The organism is Brevundimonas sp. (assembly GCF_041919755.1).
In the GTDB taxonomy this organism is placed as follows: domain Bacteria; phylum Pseudomonadota; class Alphaproteobacteria; order Caulobacterales; family Caulobacteraceae; genus Brevundimonas.
The window spans coordinates 1-17991 of the sequence record NZ_JAYRTD010000011.1 but is presented as its reverse complement, the minus strand read 5'-3'; the positions used below and the strand labels follow the sequence as shown (position 1 = coordinate 17991).

Here is a 17991-nt window from a genome sequence, read left to right as displayed (position 1 = left end):
TCAGCGGCTGCGCGGGCTGAAAATGTCGCCCAGTCGGTCAGGGGTGCCGGGGATGCGCTCCAGATGCGGATAGCGCAGTCCGTCGTGGTAGGCGAAGGACACGGTGCGGAACTGCTCGCCGCGTTTCAGCATCATCTCGATCGGGGTCTGGTTGCCTTTCGACGCCGTAATCGCCTCGGCGATCACGGTCGGACTGGCGGTGCGGTTGTTGACGGCGATGATTTCCCAGCCGGAGGTCAGGCCAGCTTCGAACGCGAGCGAGCCCCAGCGGACCGCCGTGATGCGGTTGGCGGCGTTGGTCGACAGGCCCAGCGAATACTGGAAATCGTTCCGGCCCAGTTCAGCGTTCAGGGACTTGGTGTAGTCATTCGGGGTCTCGCGCCAGACCAGCCGGTAGCCGCCGCGTTCGATCCCGCCCAAAGGACCGGTGGCGTCGGGGCCGACAGCATCCAGACGGGTGCGCAGGAAGGTCGACCAGTCGTTGGTCTGGACCCCGTCCAGCGTCTCGGTGACGTCGCCGAACGTATAGGGCGCTGGATCCCAGCTGCCGTCCTGAACGCCGAAGAAGGCCTTGGCGAAATCATCCAGCGACCGCCGGCCCCGTGATTGTTCGCGAATGAGGGTGTCGGCATCCAGCCAGATCAGAGCGCCTTCGCGGTAATAGTCTTCGCTACGTTGATAGCTGGGCCAGGGCTGGGCCTGGCGACGCGCGATGATCGGGTCGTTGGTCGTGTCCTGCATCGCCCGCCACTCGCGGCCCGGGATATCGGCGAAACTGGCGGCGGTATTGGCGATGACGTCGATAGCCTGCTGCTTGCTCATCAGACCGGCGCGCGCGGTCAGCACAAGACCCCAATACTGGGTCTGGCCCTCATAGACCCACAGCAGGGAGTTCTGTAGCGGCTCGTTCAGGTTCGGCACCAGCTGATCCGCAGGCCTGCGCCACTTGCCGTTCCAGCTGTGGGTGTATTCGTGGCCCAGAAGGTCGCGGTCGGCCAGGGTGCCGGTCGGATCGGTGAAGTATTTCGGATCGACGCTGTTCTCAGACGAGCGGTGATGCTCAAGCCCGATCCCGCCCAGACGGTCCGTCACCGCGACGAGGAAATCATAGTGGTTGAAGTGGCGGGCCCCGAACAGACGGTCGGCCTGCTGGACCAGGCTCCGGTGCTGGGCGATGTGGGCCTCGCTGGCCGCCAGCATTTCGGGCTCGTCGGCGACGATGTTCAGGCGAACCGGCGAGCGGCCGCCAGGATCCAGATCGACCTGGCGGTAATGGGCACCGGCAAAGACAGGGCTGTCGGCGAGGTGCTCCAGCGTCACGGGGGCGAATGTGGCCAGTCCGCCCGCGAACGATTCCGTATCCAGCGCCACACCATATTGCCAGCCTTCGGGCAGACGCAGGGTCGGCTTGAAGGTGATCTGACGCGAGTAATAGCCGGCGGGATAGAGCAGCGCCTTCTCCCACTGGATGTTCAACATTTCGTCGGTGATGACGACCCGGCCCTGGGAGCCGTCGATGGGGGTCAGCCATTTGAAGGCGACCTCGACCTGGGACACGCCTGCGGGAACCTCGACCTCGAAGGCATTGGTGTTGAGAGTGTTGCGGACCCAGCGCAACGCCTGCCCATTGGCGGTGATGTGCAGGCCGGCGATGTCGTCCACGGGCCCGACAGGGCCATGGTTGCCGGGGATCCACTCTGGATACAGCAGGATCAGAGGGCCGGGCTGGGCGACCGGAATGGTCTGACGCACCGAAACGATCCTTCGATCGATATCGGTGGCGTCCATATTGATCGCGATCGTGCCCGGATAGGGAACGTCGCGCGGAGCCGGGATGGGCGCCAGGGTGCGATCCAGGGCGGGTGCCATCTGGGCCATAGCCGGCGACCCCATCAGCAGGGCGGTGGCACAGGCCGACAGCAGCAGGCGGGGCAGGGGACGCATCATCTCGGCACTTCCGGCAAAAAACAGGGAGCCGGAGATCACGACGGCAGGCCGCGTGGGTCAACCCGGCGAGCGGCCGAAAGGATTACAATCCTGTAATGTCTGCCTCAGGGGGCGGGCTGAACTTCCAGCAGTTCCACCGTGAACAAGAGGGTGGAGTTGGGCGGCAGGTCGTCGCCGCCGACCCAGCGGTCGCCGTAGCCCAGCGAGGCGGGAATCACGAACTCGAACTTTTCACCCTCGCGCATCAGGGCCACACCCTCGGTCCAGCCCTTGATCACGCGGTTCAGCGGAAACTCGGCGGGCTCGTTGCGGGAATAGGAGCTGTCGAACTCGCGACCGTCCACGAAGGTGCCGCGATAGTGGACCTTTACTGTATCCGTGGCGACCGGCTGCCTGCCGTCGGGCTTGGCCGGGCCGACGCGACGGTATTGCAGGCCGCTTTCGGTCGTGGTCCAGCCGCGCTTTGCCCCGTTGACGACCAGATAGGCCGCATTGCCGGCGTTCCAGTTTTCCTGGGTGTTGCTGCCCGAGAAGTCGAGGTTCATCGCAGGCCGGCTGGGCGCACCGGCGCAGGCGGCGAGGGTCAGGCTCAGGGCGGCGGCAAAAAGCGAGGTGCGAGTCATGCGCTGACGCTAGCAGCGCGGCGGGCGGCGAGGAATAGGGCTTCGGCAGGGGAGGGCTGCAGTGCGAGCGCCGCATCATATTCGGCCACCGCTTCGCGCCCCCGACCCAGACGCGCCAGCATGTCGGCGCGTGCGGCCCGCCAGGGTAGCCAGGCAGGCTGGGGCGCGGCGTCCAAAAGTGACAGGGCCGCGGCCTGGCCCTGGACCTCTGCCACGGCGATGGCACGATTGGTGTGGACGACCGGATCGTCGCGGAGGGTCAGCAGCGCATCATACAGACCGACGATGGCGCGCCAGTCTATCAGGCCCAATCGGCGGCGGTCGGCGTGGACCGCATGGATGGCCGCCTGCAGCGCACGCGGGCCGGGCGGACGGCGGTTCCGGTGCGCCAGGGCTGCGGCGCTGGACAACAGTCGCTCGGCTTGGATGCAGAGCTCGGCGTTCCAGTCCCGCACATCCTGGTCGGCGAGCGGCGTCATGGCCCCGTCGGCGGCCAGCCGGGCCGGTCGACGCGCCTCGGTGAAGCGAACCGTCGCCGCGAGGGCGAGGACTTCGGGGTCATCAGGGACAAGCCGCGCCAGCAGGTCGGTCAGGTGCAGTATTTCCCGGGCGAAATCCGCATGAGGCCCCGCCAACGCCGCGTCGGCATGAGCCTGGGCATAGGCGACCTCCAGCGTCGACAGGACGGCGTCCATTCGCTCGGGCCAGCGGTCGGGCGTGGGGATGTCGAACGGCACCCCGGCCTCGGTGATCTTGCGCTTGGCTCGGACCAGTCGCTGGGCCAAGGTCGGCTCCGGTAGCAGGAAGGCAGTTGCCACCTCCGCCGTCGTCAGGCCGCAGACCGTCCGCAGGGTCAGGGCCGCGCGCGCTTCAGGGGCTACCGCAGGGTGGCAGCAGACGAAGATCAGACGCAGCCGCTCGTCGGGTATGGGATTGTCCATGGCCATGACCAGGTCCTCGGGCGTCGGCTCGGGCGGGGCGTCGTCGGGACGCCAGGCGGCGGCGGTGGCGCGGCGCCGATAGCGGTCAAGCGCCCAGCGCCGGGCGACGGCATAGAGCCAGGCGGCGGGGTCTGCGGGCGGGGCGTCGCTCCACTTTTCGACGGCACGGGTGCAGGCTTCGGCAAAGGCCTCCTCGGCCACGTCCAGATCGCGGAAGGACGCGGCGAGCGCGGAGATGACGCGCCCGCCGGCCTGTCGAAAGGTCTGGTCAAGAAGGCTCAAGTTTTGCCGATCAGCCGGGCATCGGCGGTGGCGGCAGTAGGGGGCGGATCTCGATGGACCCGTTGCCGGCGATCGGCAGCTTTTTGGCCCAGTCGATGGCGGCGTCCAGATCGGGGACATCGATCATATAGAGCCCGCCCAGTTGCTCGCGCGTCTCGGCGAACGGGCCGTCGTGAACCGTGCGGCCCTGCGGCGTGACGCGGACGGTGGTGGCCAGGCTGGCCGACTTCAGACCCGCGCCGCCGACGAAGACGCCGGCGGCACCCATCTCCTGGCCATACGCGTTGTGCGCTTCGAGGATGTCGAGCCAGGCTTGGCCGTTCTCGCCGTCGGGATAGGACTCGGTTTCGGGTTCGTGGATCAGAAGAACGTATTGCATCGGTCAGCCTCCATTTTCGGTCACCTGATCGGACTGTCCGATCATGCGCGACAATCGGGAGACGCGCGAGGGGCGCGCAGATCGACACCGGCGGCAAAAAATCTTCACCCAGCGGCCGATCCAATGCGATCGGGGCCTTTATTTCGCCGAAGAAGGGCGTATATGTCCGCCCTCCGCAGAACTCCATGAGTCCGCGCGCGAAAGCGTCGAGGCCCGGTCCGTCGCCCTCCGACCGAGCGAAGACGCGCTCCTCCCCAAGGGAGCTCTACATTTCAGGTGTCCTGGTGCCGCAAGGCCCGAGGGTGGACGCCGAAACCGATGGTCACGGGTCACCGAGCGGTGAGCCGTGGCTGCTGCATTTGATCGCCGCCTGCCCGGGTGGCGCATTGGGAAGACAGAATGGCCAAGTCCAACGCCGAACTCGCCGCCCCCGGTCAGTTCGCCACCGCCACCTCGTTCACCGGCAAGAAGCGCATCCGCCACTCGTTCGGGCGCATCCCCGAAGCGATCCAGATGCCGAACCTCATCGAGGTTCAGCGCGCCTCATACGAACAGTTCCTGCAGCGCGAAGTGCGCGCCGGGCAGCGTCGGGATGAAGGCATCGAGGCGGTGTTCAAGTCGGTCTTCCCGATCAAGGACTTCAACGAACGCGCCATCCTTGAATACGTCTCCTACGAATTCGAGGACCCCAAGTACGACGTCGAGGAGTGCATCCAGCGCGACATGACCTATGCCGCGCCGCTGAAGGTCAAGCTGCGCCTGATCGTGTTCGAGGCGGACGAGGAAACCGGCGCGCGCTCGGTCAAGGACATCAAGGAGCAGGACGTCTACATGGGCGACATCCCGCTCATGACCGACAAGGGCACCTTCGTCGTCAACGGCACCGAGCGGGTCATCGTCTCGCAAATGCACCGTTCGCCGGGCGTCTTCTTCGACCACGACAAGGGCAAGACGCACAGCTCGGGCAAGCTGCTGTTCGCCGCGCGGGTCATCCCGTACCGTGGCTCGTGGCTGGACTTCGAGTTCGACGCCAAGGACGTGGTCTACACCCGTATCGACCGTCGTCGGAAGCTGCCGGCCTCGACCTTCCTGATGGCCCTGGGCATGGACGGCGAGGAAATCCTCAAGACCTTCTACGACACCGTGCCCTATGAGAAGCGCGGCGAAGGCTGGGTCACCCCCTACAAGGCCGAGCGCTGGAGAGGTGTGAAGCCCGAGTTCGATCTGGTCGACGCCGACACCGGCGAAGTGATCGCCGCCGCCGGCACTAAGATCAGCGCCCGCCAGGCCAAGAAGCTGGGCGAGACCACGACCTCGCTGTCGCTGGCCGCTGACGCCCTGCTGACCCGCTATCTGGCCGCCGACGCCGTCAACTACGAAACCGGCGAGATTTATGCCGAGGCCGGTGACGAGCTGGACGCGCCGACCATCGAACTGCTGGAAAGTCACGGCTTCACCACCATCGACGTTCTGGACATCGACCACGTGACGGTCGGCGCCTACATGCGCAACACCCTGCGCATCGACAAGAACACGGGCCGCGAGGACGCGCTGTTCGACGTCTATCGCGTCATGCGTCCGGGCGAGCCGCCCACCCCCGAAGCCGCCGAGGCCATGTTCAACTCGCTGTTCTTCGACAGCGAGCGCTACGACCTTTCGGCCGTGGGCCGGGTCAAGATGAACATGCGTCTGGAGACCCCCGAGGTGTCCGACGAGATCCGCGTGCTGCGCAAGGAAGACGTTCTGAAGGTCCTCCAGATCCTGGTCGGCCTGAAGGACGGTCGGGGCGAGATCGACGACATCGACAACCTGGGCAACCGCCGGGTCCGTTCGGTCGGCGAACTGCTGGAAAACCAGTACCGCGTCGGCCTGCTGCGGATGGAGCGCGCCATCAAGGAGCGCATGTCCTCGGTCGATATCGACACGGTCATGCCGCATGACCTGATCAATGCCAAGCCGGCCGCCGCCGCCGTGCGCGAGTTCTTCGGTTCGTCGCAGCTGTCGCAGTTCATGGACCAGACTAATCCGCTGTCCGAGATCACCCACAAACGTCGTCTGTCAGCGCTCGGCCCGGGCGGTCTGACGCGTGAGCGCGCCGGCTTTGAGGTCCGCGACGTGCACCCGACCCACTACGGTCGCATCTGCCCGATCGAAACGCCGGAAGGCCCGAACATCGGCCTGATCAACTCGCTGGCCACCCACGCCCGCGTTAACAAGTACGGCTTCATCGAAAGCCCGTACCGCCGGGTCAAGGACGGCCAGGCCCAGGACGAGGTAGTCTACATCTCGGCCATGGAAGAGGCGAAATACACCATCGCCCAGGCCAACATCGAGCTGAAGGACGGCCAGATCGTCGAGGACCTGGTCCCCGGCCGGATCAACGGCGACAGCCAGCTGCTGACCAAGGAGTCGGTGGACATGATGGACGTGTCGCCGAAACAGGTCGTTTCGGTCGCCGCCGCCCTGATCCCCTTCCTGGAAAACGACGACGCCAACCGGGCCCTGATGGGCGCGAACATGCAGCGTCAGGCCGTGCCTCTGGTGCAGTCGGACGCGCCGCTGGTCGGCACCGGCATGGAAGCGGTCGTGGCCGTCGACTCCGGCGCGGTCGTGGTTGCCAAGCGTGACGGCGTCGTCGAGCAGATCGACGGTACCCGCATCGTCGTGCGCGCCACCGGCGAACTGGATGCCGGCCGCTCCGGCGTCGACATCTATCGCCTGTCGAAGTTCCAGCGTTCCAACCAGTCGACCTGCATCAACCAGCGCCCGATCGTGCGCGTGGGTGACGAGGTCAAGGCCGGTGACGTGATCGCCGACGGCCCCTCGACGGACCTGGGCGAACTGGCCCTGGGCCGCAACGCCCTCGTCGCCTTCATGCCCTGGAACGGCTACAACTTCGAGGACTCGATCCTGATTTCCGAGCGTATCGTGCGCGACGACATCTTCACCTCGATCCACATCGACGAGTTCGAGGTGATGGCCCGCGACACCAAGCTGGGGCCGGAAGAGATCACCCGCGACATCCCCAACGTCGGCGAGGAGGCCCTGCGCAACCTCGACGAGGCGGGCATCGTGGCCATCGGTGCCGAGGTCCAGCCGGGCGACATCCTGTGCGGCAAGGTCACGCCGAAGGGCGAGAGCCCGATGACCCCGGAAGAGAAGCTGCTGCGCGCCATCTTCGGCGAAAAGGCTTCGGACGTGCGCGACACTTCCCTTCGCCTGCCGCCCGGCGTGGCCGGTACTGTCGTGGACGTTCGCGTCTTCAACCGTCACGGCGTCGACAAGGACGAGCGGGCCATCGCCATCGAGCGTTCGGAAATCGAGCGCCTGGGCAAGGACCGCGACGACGAGCTCAAGATCCTGGAGCGCAACGTCTATGGTCGCCTGAAGCCCCTGCTGCTGGGCAAGAACGCCGTGTCGGGTCCGAAGGGCCTGGGTCGCGGTGAGGTCACCGAGGACAAGCTGGGCGAACTGTCGCGCGGCCTGTGGTGGCAGATCGCCCTGGATGACGAGAAGGCCATGGGCGAGCTCGAGGCCATGAAGAAGCAGTTCGAGGACGCCCGCAAGGCGCTCGACCGCCGCTTCGAGGACAAGGTCGAGAAGCTGCAACGCGGCGACGAACTGCCCCCCGGCGTGATGAAGATGGTCAAGGTCTTCGTGGCCGTGAAGCGCAAGCTTCAGCCCGGCGACAAGATGGCCGGCCGTCACGGCAACAAGGGCGTCATCTCCAAGATCCTGCCGATCGAGGACATGCCGCACCTGGAGGACGGGACCTCGGTCGACGTCGTTCTGAACCCGCTGGGCGTGCCGTCGCGCATGAACATCGGACAGATCTTCGAAACCCACCTGGGTTGGGCCGCCGCCGGTCTGGGCAAGCAGATCCAGGGTCTGCTGGAAGCCTGGCAACAGGGCGGACAGAAGAAGGCGCTGGTAGATCACCTGACCAGCGTCTACGGCCCCGAGACGCCTCTTCCGGATACGGAAGAAGAGCTGATCGAGCTGGCCAAGAACCTGTCCAAGGGTGTGCCGTTCGCTACGCCGGTCTTCGACGGTGCCCACATCGGGGACATCGAGGACCTGCTGGAGAAGGCCGGTCTGGATCGCTCGGGTCAGTCGATCGTCTACGACGGTCAGACGGGCGAGCAGTTCAAGAGGCCGGTCACCGTCGGCTACATCTACATGCTGAAGCTGCACCACCTGGTCGACGACAAGATCCACGCGCGTTCGATCGGGCCGTACTCGCTCGTCACCCAGCAACCGCTGGGCGGCAAGGCGCAGTTCGGTGGCCAGCGCTTCGGGGAGATGGAGGTCTGGGCTCTGGAAGCCTACGGCGCCGCCTACACCCTGCAGGAAATGCTGACGGTGAAGTCCGACGACGTCGCCGGCCGTACCAAGGTCTACGAGGCCATCGTCCGCGGCGACGACAGCTTCGAGGCGGGCATCCCCGAGAGCTTCAACGTTCTCGTCAAGGAAATGCGCTCGCTGGGCCTGAACGTGGAGCTGGAGAACAGCTGACCGACCGGATGATCCCTCTCCGCGAAAGCGGGGAGGGACGGTCTTTCGCTCTCTCCACTGTCTGAATTTTCGCGGGAAGCCCCGCAGAAGGAAACCAAGATGAACCAGGACGTCCTGAACATCTTCAACCCGCTTCCGGTCACCCCGACCTTTGACCAGATCAAGATCGCTCTGGCCTCGCCAGAGAAGATCCGCTCGTGGTCGTTCGGCGAGATCAAGAAGCCGGAAACCATCAACTACCGCACGTTCAAGCCCGAGCGTGACGGCCTGTTCTGCGCCCGTATCTTTGGCCCGACCAAGGACTACGAATGCCTGTGCGGCAAGTACAAGCGCATGAAGTACAAGGGTATCATCTGCGAGAAGTGCGGCGTGGAGGTCACCCTGGCCCGCGTTCGCCGCGAGCGGATGGGCCACATCGAACTGGCCGCCCCGGTCGCCCACATCTGGTTCCTGAAGTCGCTGCCGTCGCGCATCTCGCTGATGCTGGACATGGCGCTGAAGGACGTCGAACGCGTCCTGTATTTCGAGAACTACATCGTCACCGAGCCGGGCCTGACCCCGCTGAAGCAGAACCAGCTGCTGACGGAAGACGAGTTCTATCGCTACCAGGACGAATACGGCGATGACGGCTTCACTGCCGAGATCGGCGCCGAGGCCGTGCGCAACCTGCTGATCGGCATCGACCTGCATGCCGAGGCCGAGCGTCACCGCGGAGAGCTGGCCGACAGCCCGTCCGAGATCAAGGCCAAGAAGGCGTCCAAGCGCCTGAAGCTGATCGAGGCCTTCCTGGAATCGGGCAACAAGCCCGAGTGGATGATCATGACCGTCGTGCCGGTCATCCCGCCGGAACTGCGCCCGCTGGTGCCGCTGGACGGCGGTCGGTTCGCGACCTCGGACCTGAACGACCTGTATCGCCGCGTCATCAACCGCAACAACCGCCTGAAGCGCCTGATCGAGCTGCGCGCGCCGGACATCATCATCCGCAACGAAAAGCGGATGCTGCAGGAATCCGTCGACGCCCTGTTCGACAACGGCCGTCGCGGTCGCGTCATCACGGGCGCCAACAAGCGTCCGCTGAAGTCGCTGGCCGACATGCTGAAGGGCAAGCAGGGTCGCTTCCGTCAGAACCTGCTGGGCAAGCGCGTCGACTATTCGGGCCGTTCGGTCATCACCGTGGGTCCCGAGCTCAAGCTGCACGAGTGCGGCCTGCCCAAGAAGATGGCGCTGGAGCTGTTCAAGCCCTTCATCTATGCGCGCCTCGACGCCAAGGGCCTGTCGGGCACCGTCAAACAGTCCAAGCGCATGGTCGAGCGCGAGCAGCCGCAGGTCTGGGATATCCTGGACGAGGTCATCCGCGAACACCCGGTCCTGCTGAACCGTGCGCCGACGCTGCACCGTCTGGGCATCCAGGCGTTCGAGCCCAAGCTGATCGAGGGCAAGGCTATCCGTCTGCACCCGCTGGTCTGTACCGCGTTCAACGCCGACTTCGACGGCGACCAGATGGCCGTTCACGTCCCGCTGAGCCTCGAGGCCCAGCTGGAAGCGCGCGTCCTGATGATGTCGACGAACAACATCCTTTCGCCCGCCAACGGCAAGCCGATCATCGTGCCGTCGCAGGACATCGTCCTGGGTCTGTACTATCTGTCGCTGGTCAAGGAAGGCGAGCCGGGCGAAGGCAAGCTGTTCGCCAATATCGGCGAAATCGATGCCGCGCTGGATGCCAAGGTCGTCACCCTGCACACCAAGATCAAGGCGCGCTGGACCGAGATGAACGCGGATGGCGAAGTCATCACCAAGGTGATCGACACCACGCCGGGCCGGATGAAGCTGGGTGCGCTGCTGCCGCACAACGCCAACATCGGCTACCGCCTGCTCGAGAAGAACCTGACCAAGAAGGAAATCGGCAACCTGATTGATCAGGTCTATCGCCACTGCGGTCAGAAGGCGACGGTCATCTTCGCCGACCAGATGATGCAGCTGGGCTTCCGCGAGGCTGCCAAGGCGGGCATTTCGTTCGGCAAGGACGACATCGTCATCCCTGCGGCCAAGGCCGGACTGGTGGCGGATACCCGCACCCAGGTCGAGGAATACGAGCAACAGTATGCCGACGGCCTGATCACCAAGGGCGAGAAGTACAACAAGGTCGTCGACGCCTGGGCCAAGGCCACGGACAAGATCGCCGACGCGATGATGGGCGAGATCGCCCAGCCTCGCGCCCTGATCAAGGGCGAGAACCCCGACATCAACTCGGTGTTCATGATGGCCAACTCCGGTGCCCGTGGTTCGCAGGCCCAGATGAAGCAGTTGGGCGGCATGCGAGGCCTGATGGCCAAGCCGTCGGGCGAGATCATCGAGACGCCCATCATCTCGAACTTCAAGGAAGGCCTGACCGTCCTCGAATACTTCAACTCCACCCACGGTGCCCGTAAGGGTCTGGCCGACACCGCGCTGAAGACCGCTAACTCCGGCTATCTGACGCGTCGTCTGGTCGACGTGGCGCAGGACTCGATCGTCACCGAGGAAGACTGCGGCACCACGCGCGGCATCACCCTGCGCGCCGTGGTCGAAGGCGGTGACGTGCTGGTCTCGCTCGGCCAGCGGGTTCTGGGTCGCTATGCGGCCGAGGACATCAAGGAGCCGGGCGGCGACAGGATCCTGTTCCCCGCAGACACCTATCTGCAGGAAGAAGAGATCGAGGCCATCGACGCGGCCGGCGTGCAGTCCATCAAGGTCCGCTCGGCCCTGACCTGCGAGGCCGAGGCCGGCATCTGCGGCATGTGCTACGGTCGCGACCTGGCGCGCGGCACCAACGTGAACATCGGTGAAGCGGTCGGCGTCATCGCCGCCCAGTCGATCGGTGAGCCGGGTACCCAGCTGACGATGCGGACCTTCCACATCGGCGGTACGGCCCAGGTGGCGGAAACCTCGTTCTACGAGGCGACCAACGCCGGTGTCGCCAAGATCACCGGCCCGACCGTCAAGGCCGCGCACGGCGATCTGGTGGCCATGGGTCGCAACGTCACGATCACGGTCGTCGTCGACGGCAAGGACCGCGAGACCCACAAACTGCCCTACGGTGCTCGCTTGCGGGTGACCGAGGGTGCGGACATCGCGCGCAGCCAGCGTCTGGCGGAGTGGGACCCCTATACCTCTCCGATCCTGACGGAAGTCGGCGGCACGATCCGGTTCGAAGATCTGGTCGATGGTCTGTCGGTCCGCGAGGAAACCGACGAAGCCACGGGTATCGCCCAGCGCGTCGTCAGCGACTGGCGCGCCAGCCCGCGCGGTGCGGACCTGCGTCCGGCGATGGGTGTCACCAATGGCGACGCCTATGCCAAGCTGGCCTCGGGCTCCGACGCCCGCTACCTGCTGCCGGTGGGGGCCGTTCTGTCGGTGTCCAACGGTGACGTGGTCAAGCCGGGCGAGATCATCGCCCGCGTCCCGACCGAGGGTGCCAAGACGCGCGACATCACCGGCGGTCTGCCGCGGGTGGCCGAGCTGTTCGAAGCCCGTCGTCCAAAGGACTGCGCGGTCATCGCCGAGATGGACGGCCGCGTGGAGTTCGGACGCGACTACAAGAACAAGCGTCGCATCAAGATCACGCCGGAGCCGGATGCCGATGGAAACCAGGCCGAACCGGTCGAATTCCTGATCCCCAAGGGCAAGCACATCTCCGTCCACGACGGCGATCTGATCCAGAAGGGCGACTACATCATCGACGGCAACCCCGATCCGCACGATCTTCTGCGCATCCAGGGCGTCGAGGCGCTGGCCGAGTATCTGGTGAACGAGGTGCAGGAGGTCTACCGACTGCAGGGCGTGCCGATTAACGACAAGCACATCGAAGTGATCGTCCGCCAGATGCTGCAGAAGGTCGAGGTGATCGACTCGGGTGAAACGACCCTGATCAAGGGCGACACCGTCGAGATCGCCGAGGCCCAGGCCGAGAACGACAAGGTCGAGAAGCGCGGTGGCCGGCTGGCCACGGTGCAGCCGGTACTGCTCGGTATCACCAAGGCGTCGCTGCAGACACGCAGCTTCATCTCGGCGGCGTCCTTCCAGGAGACCACCCGCGTCCTCACCGACGCCTCGGTCAACGGCAAGAAGGATACGCTGGAAGGCCTGAAAGAAAACGTCATCGTGGGCCGTCTGATTCCGGCGGGCACCGGTGCCTATCTGCGCAGCCTGCAGAAGATCGCCAACGCGCGCGACGCCGCTTTGACGTCCGCTCGCGAAGAGGCCATCGAGGAACTGCCGGCCGACCTGGCCCTGGAGCTGGAGGGCAGCGAAAGCTGATCCCCGGTTCAGACTGAACTGAACAAGGCGGTCCCGGAAACGGGGCCGTCTTTTTCTTGCGCTATCGCTGAGCCCGCAGAGCCTCGTTGCTTTCGCACCGGCAACGGGGAGGTAGCGCTACTCCCGTGAAAACCCACCACCGCCCGGCACCAGAGGTTCGCCGGCGGCGCGCCGGCCGTCGCGGCGGGTGCGGATATTGGTGGTGCTGTCTGGACGAAGCGACGGGTCCAGATGCGCACCCGCCACACCGATTCCGAAGTTGGAGCCCGGACCCTCCTGAACCCCCACATTGCCGTTGCCGCCGGACAGCGGGCGACGGCGCGCCTCGTATTCGGCCAGCCGCGCGGCCCCCTGGCGGGCAAAGCGGCTGTCGGTCTCGGGATCGCCGGAGCCACGCATTTCCGGCGTGCTGTTGGCCGCATTAGCCATGCGCTCGTCGCAACGCGCCTGTTCGGCGGGCGTCAGCAACTGGGGCGTGCGGCAGGCCAGGACGCTGTTGTTCAGCCCGCGCTGGATACGGTCGCCCTGGGTCTCGGGCCGGACGGTCCATCCGCCGGACGCCGCAGAGCCTGTGGGGGCGGGCACACCCGGCGCGGGGGTGCCGACACGCGGACTCGGCGAGGACGGCAGGCCTTGCACCTGTTCCTCCTCACGCGGATCACGCAGAGGCAGGGCCTGGCTGGCCGCCGCCTGGTCGGGCAGGGTCAGCCGATCGGTCGGGCTTTCGGACGGTGTCGGCCTGACCCGCGCTGTCTCGTCTCTCAGCTTGGGGCGAGGCGCGATATCGACGAACACCACCGGTGGCTGAGGCGTATAGGGCACCTCTTCCAGCTGAACCGCCCGGAGGCCCAGCACCGCCAGGACGAGGGCATGAAAGGCCACCGATCCCGCGACGAGGGCAGGCTTGTGCCAGCGCTCGGGCAACCTGCGTCCAATGACCTGCCCCGCGCTCATCCGTCCCCCGAACCCTGTTCGAAGACAGGTGAGGGTGTCAGCATGGCGGTATTGGGGCGGTGAAGTCGGTCGTTAATCGCTGCGACGCTGCGCGACTTGACCAAACCTGCCCCCCGGCGTAGAAGCCGCGCACTTTCGAGGTGTCCGGTTCGCCGGGCGTCGGGATCGTGACAGTTGAACGGACGGGCTGTGTCCCGCCGGAACGCCCGAAGCGCGCGTTCCGGTTTTTTCGTTTGGCGGTCATCTCACGGCTCGAAACTCAACCCGGGGCGGCGCACCTGCGTCGTCCGAAAAGAAGGCTCACGAGGCGCTCCGGCCGAAAGGCACACGCCTCCACCGATTTGAAAGAGACGAGACCTCTATGCCTACGATTAACCAGCTGATCCGCAAGCCGCGCCAACCCAAGCCGGTCCGCAACAAGGTGCCCGCCCTGAAGGGCTGCCCCCAGCGCCGCGGCGTCTGCACCCGCGTATATACCACGACCCCCAAGAAGCCTAACTCGGCGCTTCGTAAGGTCGCCAAGGTTCGTCTGACCACGGGCATCGAAGCCGTGTGCTACATCCCGGGCGAAGGCCACAATCTGCAGGAGCACTCGGTGGTCCTGATCCGCGGCGGCCGCGTCAAGGACTTGCCCGGCGTGCGCTACCACATCCTGCGCGGCGTGCTCGACACGCAAGGCGTCAAGGACCGCAAGCAGCGCCGCTCGCACTACGGTGCCAAGCGTCCGAAGTAAGCGCTCCGCTTCTCCATTCGCCGGCCCATTCCCTCGGATGTTGGGCCGGCATCCTCGATACGTCTTTAGAAGGCCAAGCCCATGTCACGTCGCCACCGCGCTCAGAAACGCGAAGTCCTGCCGGATCCGAAGTACAAGGATCTGATCGTCACCAAGTTCATGAACTACGTCATGTACGAGGGCAAAAAGGCCGTCGCCGAGAACATCGTCTATGGCGCGTTCGACATCCTGGCCGAGAAGAAGAAGGACCAGGAAGCGGTCGCCACCTTCCACTCGGCCCTAGACAACGTCGCGCCTTCGGTCGAAGTGCGCTCGCGCCGCGTCGGTGGTGCCACCTATCAGGTGCCGGTCGAGGTTCGTCCGGACCGTCGTCGCGCCCTGGCCATCCGCTGGCTGGTCAACGCCGCGCGCAAGCGTGGTGAGAACACCATGACGGAAAAGCTGGCCGCCGAGCTGCTGGATGCGTCCAACAACCGCGGCACCGCCGTCAAGAAGCGTGAAGACACCCACAAGATGGCCGAAGCCAACCGCGCCTTCTCGCACTACCGCTGGTAACGCCTTCAAAGCGTCACTTGCGCTGACTATCTAAGGGTTTCCGGCGCGGGCGGTTTGAGCTAAATCGCCCGCGCTCGCTTATCCGCACAGACTGATCTCCCCGAGGGCGCCTGACGCGTCCTGAACTCACTTCAAGGCACGCCTCATGGCCCGTACGCACAAAATCGAAGACTACCGCAACTTCGGCATCATGGCCCACATCGATGCGGGCAAGACGACGACGACCGAGCGGATCCTGTATTACACCGGCAAGTCCCACAAGATCGGCGAAGTGCACGACGGCGCCGCCACCATGGACTGGATGGACCAGGAGCAGGAGCGCGGCATCACCATTACGTCCGCCGCGACGACCGCCTTCTGGAAAGAGAAGCGCCTCAACATCATCGACACCCCCGGCCACGTGGACTTCACCATCGAGGTCGAGCGTTCGCTGCGCGTGCTCGACGGTGCCGTGACCGTGCTGGACGGCAACGCCGGTGTGGAGCCGCAGACCGAAACCGTCTGGCGCCAGGCCGACAAGTACAAGGTTCCGCGCATCGTTTTCGTCAACAAGATGGACAAGATCGGCGCCGACTTCGACGCCTCGGTCCAGTCGATCCGCGACCGTCTGGGTGCCAAGGCCGTGCCGATCCAGTTCCCGATCGGTGCCGAGTCTTCGCTGTCCGGCCTGGTCGACATCGTCGAGATGAAGTCGGTGGTCTGGGACAACGACGCCCTGGGCGCCAACTACACCGTCGGCGAAATCCCCGCCGATCTGGTCGACAAGGCCAATGAGGCCCGCCAGTACCTGATCGACAACGCCGTCGAGCTGGATGACGAGGCGATGGAAGCCTATCTGGAAGGCACCGAGCCTTCGGTCGAGACGCTGAAGAAGTGCATCCGCAAGGCCGTGCTGACCGGTGCCTTCTATCCGATCCTGTGCGGCTCGGCCTTCAAGAACAAGGGCGTGCAGACCCTGCTGGACGCCGTGGTCGACTATCTGCCGTCGCCCATCGACATCCCGCCGACGCCCGGCATCGACTTCAAGACGGAAGAGCCCGTGGTCCGCAAGGCCTCGGACGACGAGCCCCTGTCGGTCCTGGCGTTCAAGATCATGGATGACCCCTTCGTCGGCTCGCTGACCTTCTGCCGCCTGTACTCGGGCAAGATGGAAACGGGCATGGGCCTGCTGAACTCCAGCCGTGACAAGCGCGAGCGCGTCGGCCGGATGCTGCAGATGCACTCCAACAACCGTGAGGACATCAAGGAAGCCTACGCCGGCGACATCGTCGCCCTGGCCGGCCTGAAGGAAACCCGCACGGGCGATACCCTGTGCGACCCGATCAAGTCGCCCGTCATCCTCGAGAAGATGGAATTCCCGGCCCCCGTGATCGAGATCTCGGTGGAGCCCAAGTCCAAGGCCGACCAGGAAAAGCTGGGCGTCGCCCTGCAGAAGCTGGCCTCGGAAGACCCGTCCTTCACCGTCTCGACCGACCACGAGTCGGGCCAGACGATCCTGAAGGGCATGGGCGAGCTGCACCTCGACATCAAGATCGACATCCTGAAGCGCACCTACAAGGTCGAGGCCAACATCGGCCAGCCGCAGGTGGCCTATCGTGAAAGCCTGGGCCGCAAGGTCGATATCGACTACACCCACAAGAAGCAGACCGGTGGTACGGGTCAGTTCGCCCGCGTCATGATCACCTTCGAACCCGGCGAGCCGGGCTCGGGCTTCGTGTTCGAGAACTCGATCGTCGGTGGTGCGGTGCCCAAGGAATACATCCCCGGCGTCGAAAAGGGCCTGAACTCGGCCAAGGACAACGGCCTGCTGGCCGGCTTCCCGCTGATCGACTTCAAGGCGACGCTGACGGACGGCAAGTTCCACGACGTCGACTCCAGCGTGCTGGCGTTCGAAATCGCAGCCCGCGCTGCGTTCCGCGAGCTGAAGGAGAAGGGTTCGCCCAAGCTGCTCGAGCCGATCATGGCGGTCGAGGTCGTGACCCCGGAAGAGTATCTGGGTTCGGTCATCGGCGACCTGAACGGCCGTCGCGGCATGATCCAGGGTCAGGACATGCGCGGTAACGCCACCGTCGTGAACGCCTTCGTGCCGCTGGCCAACATGTTCGGCTATGTGAACACCCTTCGCGGGATGTCGCAGGGCCGCGCCGCCTTCACCATGCAATACGACCACTACGAGCCGGTACCGCAACACGTCGCCGACGAAGTGATCAAGAAGTATTCCGCCTGATACCTTTGGATAAACCGGCGGACATCGTCCGCCATCACCCCTGACAAACTGGATAAGCCCCTACTCAGGGGATGGAGAGAAGAGAATGGCCAAGGAAAAGTTCGAACGCACCAAGCCGCACTGCAACATCGGCACGATCGGTCACGTTGACCATGGCAAGACGACGCTGACGGCGGCGATCACGATGACGCTGGCCAAGGCCGGTGGTGCCAAGGCGATGAACTACGCCGACATCGACGCCGCGCCGGAAGAAAAGGCCCGCGGCATCACGATTAACACCGCGCACGTGGAATACGAGACGGCCAACCGTCACTATGCCCACGTCGACTGCCCCGGCCACGCCGACTATGTGAAGAACATGATCACCGGTGCCGCCCAGATGGACGGCGCGATCCTGGTGGTGTCGGCCGCTGACGGCCCGATGCCCCAGACCCGCGAGCACATCCTGCTGGCCCGTCAGGTCGGCGTGCCGGCCCTGGTGGTGTTCATGAACAAGGTCGACCTGGTCGACGACAAGGAACTGCTCGAGCTGGTCGAGA

At 65.2% G+C, this 17991-nt stretch carries 11 protein-coding genes; 6 read left to right on the top strand and 5 right to left on the bottom strand.

All coding sequences use genetic code 11. The annotated features are described in order from the left end of the window. From ACE3TH_RS12450 to ACE3TH_RS12435, 4 genes are all read right to left on the bottom strand, one after another. Positions 1-1947 carry a M61 family metallopeptidase gene (locus ACE3TH_RS12450; RefSeq protein ID WP_374600095.1) on the bottom strand — a complete coding sequence of 649 codons (1947 nt, stop codon included), beginning with the start codon at positions 1945-1947 and terminating at the stop codon, positions 1-3. A gap of 104 nt (positions 1948-2051) precedes the next feature. Further along, positions 2052-2570: an FKBP-type peptidyl-prolyl cis-trans isomerase gene (locus ACE3TH_RS12445; RefSeq protein ID WP_374600093.1), complete on the bottom strand. Its 519-nt coding sequence runs from the start codon at positions 2568-2570 to the stop codon at positions 2052-2054. Then, entirely contained in the window at positions 2567-3793 is a 1227-nt protein-coding gene (locus ACE3TH_RS12440) for an RNA polymerase sigma factor (RefSeq protein WP_374600091.1), read from the bottom strand. The genes ACE3TH_RS12445 and ACE3TH_RS12440 overlap by 4 nt, the downstream gene beginning before the upstream one ends. 10 nt (positions 3794-3803) lie before the next feature. Continuing rightward, positions 3804-4172 carry a YciI family protein gene (locus ACE3TH_RS12435; protein WP_374600090.1) on the bottom strand — a complete coding sequence of 123 codons (369 nt, stop codon included), beginning with the start codon at positions 4170-4172 and terminating at the stop codon, positions 3804-3806. 399 nt (positions 4173-4571) lie between these two features. On the opposite strand from ACE3TH_RS12435, the gene rpoB reads away from it, so the two are divergent. Both rpoB and rpoC read left to right on the top strand, forming a co-directional pair. Beyond that, a complete protein-coding gene (rpoB, locus tag ACE3TH_RS12430) occupies positions 4572-8687 on the top strand; it encodes a DNA-directed RNA polymerase subunit beta (protein ID WP_374600088.1) in 4116 nt (1371 codons plus the stop codon). A 99-nt stretch (positions 8688-8786) separates the two neighbouring features. Beyond that, entirely contained in the window at positions 8787-12983 is a 4197-nt protein-coding gene (gene rpoC / locus ACE3TH_RS12425) for a DNA-directed RNA polymerase subunit beta' (protein ID WP_374600086.1), read from the top strand. Positions 12984-13100: 117 nt separating this feature from the next. Here the strand turns inward: rpoC and ACE3TH_RS12420 are convergent, their stop codons facing one another. Next, positions 13101-13907: a hypothetical protein gene (locus ACE3TH_RS12420; RefSeq protein WP_374600084.1), complete on the bottom strand. Its 807-nt coding sequence runs from the start codon at positions 13905-13907 to the stop codon at positions 13101-13103. 391 nt (positions 13908-14298) lie between these two features. Here ACE3TH_RS12420 and rpsL point away from each other — a divergent pair, with 391 nt between their 5' ends. From rpsL to ACE3TH_RS12400, 4 genes are all read left to right on the top strand, one after another. Then, complete coding sequence (gene rpsL, locus ACE3TH_RS12415; protein ID WP_055832311.1) at positions 14299-14670, top strand: 30S ribosomal protein S12; 372 nt, start codon at positions 14299-14301, stop codon at positions 14668-14670. A gap of 81 nt (positions 14671-14751) precedes the next feature. Beyond that, a complete protein-coding gene (gene rpsG / locus ACE3TH_RS12410) occupies positions 14752-15225 on the top strand; it encodes a 30S ribosomal protein S7 (RefSeq protein WP_292175481.1) in 474 nt (157 codons plus the stop codon). A 145-nt stretch (positions 15226-15370) separates the two neighbouring features. Beyond that, the gene (fusA, locus tag ACE3TH_RS12405) at positions 15371-17452 is read left to right on the top strand and encodes an elongation factor G (protein WP_374600082.1); all 2082 of its coding nucleotides are present in this window, start codon (positions 15371-15373) and stop codon (positions 17450-17452) included. An 85-nt stretch (positions 17453-17537) separates the two neighbouring features. Next, positions 17538-17991: GTP-binding protein (locus ACE3TH_RS12400; protein ID WP_374599587.1), on the top strand; the 454-nt coding region annotated here is incomplete at its 3' end.